This is a genomic window from Xenorhabdus sp. SGI246, assembly GCF_040838225.1.
Classification (GTDB): Bacteria; Pseudomonadota; Gammaproteobacteria; order Enterobacterales; family Enterobacteriaceae; genus Xenorhabdus; species Xenorhabdus indica.
The window spans coordinates 1-4,164 of sequence record NZ_JBFPEZ010000106.1 but is presented as its reverse complement, the minus strand read 5'-3'; the positions used below and the strand labels follow the sequence as shown (position 1 = coordinate 4,164).

The window sequence follows — 4,164 nt, the reverse complement described above, 5'->3', positions numbered from 1 at the left end:
TGTAATGATAAGGCTCTTCCAGTGCCCGGCTCCGTTCGGTCCCGGTCAATGTTCTGCGCAATGCGGTTCTGGCCTGCACGGCAGTGTGACCGGCTTTATTGCCCTGCCACATCGCCAGCACCGTCTGCTTTCCGGCAGGCAGCAACGTGTCTTTCGAGGTTGAACAACCTGCTATCAGCCCTGACAGACACAACACGACAACAGCGTTTATTTTTCGCATAGCTGAATCTCCGTAATGCCAATGGCGGTAAAGGTGGCAAACTCAGGATGGACGGCCAGCTCCGATACTGTAAACGGCAGACGTTCCCACTGTTCAGGCTCAGTTTCGTTGTTACCTGCCACCATGGATTGCCACTGTGTCTCTGACAGGCGCCAGACAGTAAAATCACCGTCACCCAGCGGCTGACACGCATTGCCGATGGCAAGACAGAGCCGGGATGTTTTTTTATGGGCAGACCGCCAGTAGAGCTGAATCGGTACAGGCTTAGCGTGTTGGGGGCGGTTAATTTGCAGGCAATAGGGCTGGCTGGCACTGAACAGCCATTGAAAGACAGGTTTTTCCATTAATCTAATGCGTCCTGATGATGATATTGGGTTGACTCACTGAAACCGTAACGCACCTTACGGCCTTTCGTTTCGTAATCCATCGCCAGAGATTGGGTGATATGCACCACAACACTGGCACCGGGCGGCACGTAGACCGCATCAAACGTCTGGCTGTAACGTTGCTTGAGCCATTCGGTGATGTCATTCATGCCACCGGCCATGGCTTTTCCTAATGCCGCCTGCCCGGCGTTGCCCGTTAACGTGGAAGTGATGCCGCCCGCATCGTGGGTTTGGGCGGTTCGCTGACTTTCGTTCAAGGCGTCTCCTGCCGAGTTCATGGTCGAAAGGGCAAACAGCGTCGGCAGATAGGTCGTGGCGTTGGATTTACGTTCGCCGCTGATACAGGGAATGCCGTTTTCATCAGACAGCCAGCCGATACCCTGCTGATTTTGCCCTGTGCCCGGCAGGGTACGCACGGTGCCATCCTGAAATACAAAGGTGATGGAATTGACCTGACCACGTACACAGGAAAGGGTCCAGTCACCACTGGCCGAGCCGGAAACTATAGCCCCTTCCACTTCCGGCAGTTCGATGCCGTTGGCGGTCAGGTTGTCTTTGCCAATCAGAATCTTGAAGGGATAAGGGTCAGTGACTGTGCCATTGACAGGCACCCGGCCTAATAACGCGGTCATCGCCTGACTGCCGACCAGCGTGGCATTTTCCGGTAAGGTGTAGACCGGAGTTTTATTCTTTTCCTTCAGCGCGGGCTCATTCTGCACTTTTTGCCCAGCTGTCGGTTGTTCGCTTAAAAAAGAAGTGGGATATTGCGGTGTCGATTGACCATGACCCATCGCTTGCAACCCTGTCGGTTTTTCATCAGCCGGATTGACCCAGATAAATTCATCCTGCCCACTAACAGGGTTGGTGGCATACGGATTGCTCAATGCGCTTTGGCTTTCCGGTACAGACAAAGGCGCTGAATTTAACCGCTCAGTGAGCAAATCAATTTGTGCCAGCAAACTTTGTTGCTCATCCTGCAACGTACGCTGACGCTGTTCATCGTCCTGACGGATGGCCGCAACCGCTGCATCTATCTGGCCGGCAACATCAAGGCGCTGGTGCTTTAACTGGTCATTTTCTTTCAGGATATCGGTATTCTGCTGACTTAAACGTTTCTGCTCTGCCCGCACTTTATTGAGTGTCCCCACCAGAGTGCGCAGGGTATCTTCCGGCGTATCGCCCCCGACACCCAGCGCCTGTAACTCCTCCGGTGACAGCATGGCCAGCACATTATTCGACGTCGTGCCGGGCGCTGCACCTTCCGTTGAGCTGCAACTTTTGATGCCAATAAACCCGCCGATAAGCAATACCGCCGGCACCAGTATTTTCACCAACGCATTGGACTTAACCTCCATGGCGGCCTCCCGGTTTCACCGATGCCGGCTCAGGGATAAAGGCATTATCCGGCAGCCCTTTTGTAACGAGGTACAGTACCGTAGTATCTTCCGGTGACCCCGCTTCCCCCAGCCAACGATGCTGGAACGTGGCCGCTACAAATTTCCCCTGTAAGGCTCGCGGGTCGAGGGTGAGAGTGCGTTTAGCCGTATTGCGCAGTTTCAGCGCGACGACCGTGTGAGGGTGTAATCGCCAGCCTGCCAGCGGAGAGATGGCTATCGGCTCTGACGGGTAGAGGGTGGTGATGGACGGGGGCAAATGCAGATTCACTGGCTGGATGCCTGTCACCGGCTCAACGGTACGTAACGGCGCATAAAGCTGCTGCGCGGCATAACGGGTTAAGGCGACCGGAACGGGTGCCAATAATTTGGCGTTGTTCTGCTGTTGCGATTTTTCAGTCGGAAAGGGTTGTTTTTCATCCGGGTAAACAATACGCACGGGTTCCGTTGCGCCCGTTTTACTCGCGGTGATATCCAGTAAAATGATTTCGCCGTTTTCGCTGTCCTGCAATTGCAGGCGGGTTGGCGGGAAGGCACTGTTGGCTCTCAGGTAAACCGCTCCGCCCGCGCTCTGTACCCGCAATTTATCACTGAGTGACGGCGGCAAACCGATACGCACATTCCGGTCAGCAAAAATAATGCGTTCCTGCCCCACTTTGAGTGAGATGGATAATGGAATACGTTCCCATTTCATCAGTTCATCGGCCTGTGTGCCGACGCTGAACAATAACAAACTGACCAGCCCCAGCCAGCGGCCAAATGACACTCTGCTCATTGAAATACGCCCTTTTTCTCTGCCAAAGGTTGTGGCATCGCTTCCAGCCGCTGTGGCATGCCGTCGTAACAATCCAGAGCCAGCCCGAAGGGATTACGCTCGGCATCGCCCTCCCAGCGCACCACTTTCAACGGATAACGTACCAATGCCCGTTTGACCGGTTCGGCGTGATAGTATTCATCGGCCACCAAATCCAGCCGGACCACCCAGTTATCCCGGTCACGCACCGTCACACTGCGCGTTTCATAACCCCGGCCGGGAATTTCATACACCACCCGTACCCGGTCGAGCAGCTCGCCACTGTCAGCACGGGTTTTGGCATCTTCCCGCAGAAAATCCTGACAGGCCGGCGTCAGATAAGGGGAAAGCGCATAAATTTTGGCCGGATAGTCCTGTGCCCCGTTTTTCGGCCAGGCATTCAGTTGCTGGAAAATATAAAAGGCAAAGCTGTAGACGCTGGGCGCAGGCACTTCCCACCACGGGCGTGTGCTGCCGGTGCGTAAGTCCGGAGGATGATGGATGGTGAGATTGCGCGGTGAAGCCATCCAGCCCGTCAGGCTCAGCAGCAATACCAGCACCAGAATGCCGCACGCCACTCGCAGGGTCAGAATATGCTGATCCCGATTTTTCACCGCATGACGAAACCGGCTCATCGTACTCTCCTGCTACGGCGCAACGACCAGCCCCGGGCGGCCATAATCAAGGCCGGATCACCGATACCCAGCCGACGTTTTTTCTCTTCCAGCTTCAGCCAAATATAATTCTCCGGCTTGCCACGTTTAACCTGCGCAAGCCAACGCCCGCCAAAGCTAATCAGTAACAAGGGCATCACCAGCATGCCGGTCGGTATCATGACCCAACCGGCTAACGGGATCAGGGGAAGACTGACGGCCAGTCCGAGCACGATCCCGGCCAGTGCGGCCAGTCCCATCTCCGGCGTGGTGAACCCGCGAAAGACTACCGGCTCGGCGTTTAAACGGTCAGGTAAGAAAGCGATCGTCTGCATGGTGACGGCCTTAAAAAATAATGCTGGCCGATTTCGACAGCAGCCAAATCACGGCAACCAACAACACCACGCCGACCACCACGATGGCGCCAAACTGGGTCCAGGTCGATTTGCCATCCCGCACTTCGGAAAAGGTTTCGACGGCGGCCGAGGCCACTTTAAAAAAAGCCACAGCGGAAAGAATGAGTCCGCCGATGACAATACCATCCTGCGCGTACCCTTTCGCCTGTCCCAGCAATCCGCCTCCGCCCCCACTTTTCGGCGGTTCGATAGCAGGCAAATCGGCCCAGGCTGATCCACAGGAAAGTCCGAATAACAGTATGAACGAGCTGACCCGTGTCATCAGGTTTGTGCTGATACGGCGGCAGACGGTAAAAATGTGC

The 4,164-nt window shown here is 55.3% G+C and carries 6 protein-coding genes and 1 pseudogene; all 7 read right to left on the bottom strand.

All coding sequences use genetic code 11. The annotated features are described in order from the left end of the window. Window positions 1–220, bottom strand: a pseudogene (locus ABLA85_RS17690) (TIGR03751 family conjugal transfer lipoprotein); the annotation flags it as partial. Then, window positions 208–564, bottom strand: coding sequence for a hypothetical protein (locus tag ABLA85_RS17685; RefSeq protein ID WP_367965648.1), 357 nt, complete (start codon window positions 562–564; stop codon window positions 208–210). The gene ABLA85_RS17685 and the pseudogene ABLA85_RS17690, both read right to left, overlap by 13 nt. Continuing rightward, window positions 564–1,961 carry a TIGR03752 family integrating conjugative element protein gene (locus ABLA85_RS17680; protein ID WP_367965647.1) on the bottom strand — a complete coding sequence of 466 codons (1,398 nt, stop codon included), beginning with the start codon at window positions 1,959–1,961 and terminating at the stop codon, window positions 564–566. Before ABLA85_RS17680 ends, ABLA85_RS17685 begins: the two co-directional genes overlap by 1 nt. Then, a complete protein-coding gene (locus tag ABLA85_RS17675) occupies window positions 1,951–2,775 on the bottom strand; it encodes a TIGR03749 family integrating conjugative element protein (protein WP_367965646.1) in 825 nt (274 codons plus the stop codon). Before ABLA85_RS17675 ends, ABLA85_RS17680 begins: the two co-directional genes overlap by 11 nt. Continuing rightward, window positions 2,772–3,428, bottom strand: a complete 657-nt coding sequence (locus ABLA85_RS17670; protein ID WP_367965645.1) for a PFL_4703 family integrating conjugative element protein — start codon at window positions 3,426–3,428, stop codon at window positions 2,772–2,774. Before ABLA85_RS17670 ends, ABLA85_RS17675 begins: the two co-directional genes overlap by 4 nt. After that, a complete protein-coding gene (locus ABLA85_RS17665) occupies window positions 3,425–3,781 on the bottom strand; it encodes a TIGR03750 family conjugal transfer protein (RefSeq protein ID WP_367965644.1) in 357 nt (118 codons plus the stop codon). The genes ABLA85_RS17670 and ABLA85_RS17665 overlap by 4 nt, the downstream gene beginning before the upstream one ends. Window positions 3,782–3,791: 10 nt before the next feature. Further along, complete coding sequence (locus ABLA85_RS17660) at window positions 3,792–4,124, bottom strand: TIGR03745 family integrating conjugative element membrane protein (RefSeq protein ID WP_223281806.1); 333 nt, start codon at window positions 4,122–4,124, stop codon at window positions 3,792–3,794. Window positions 4,125–4,164: the final 40 nt, after the last annotated feature.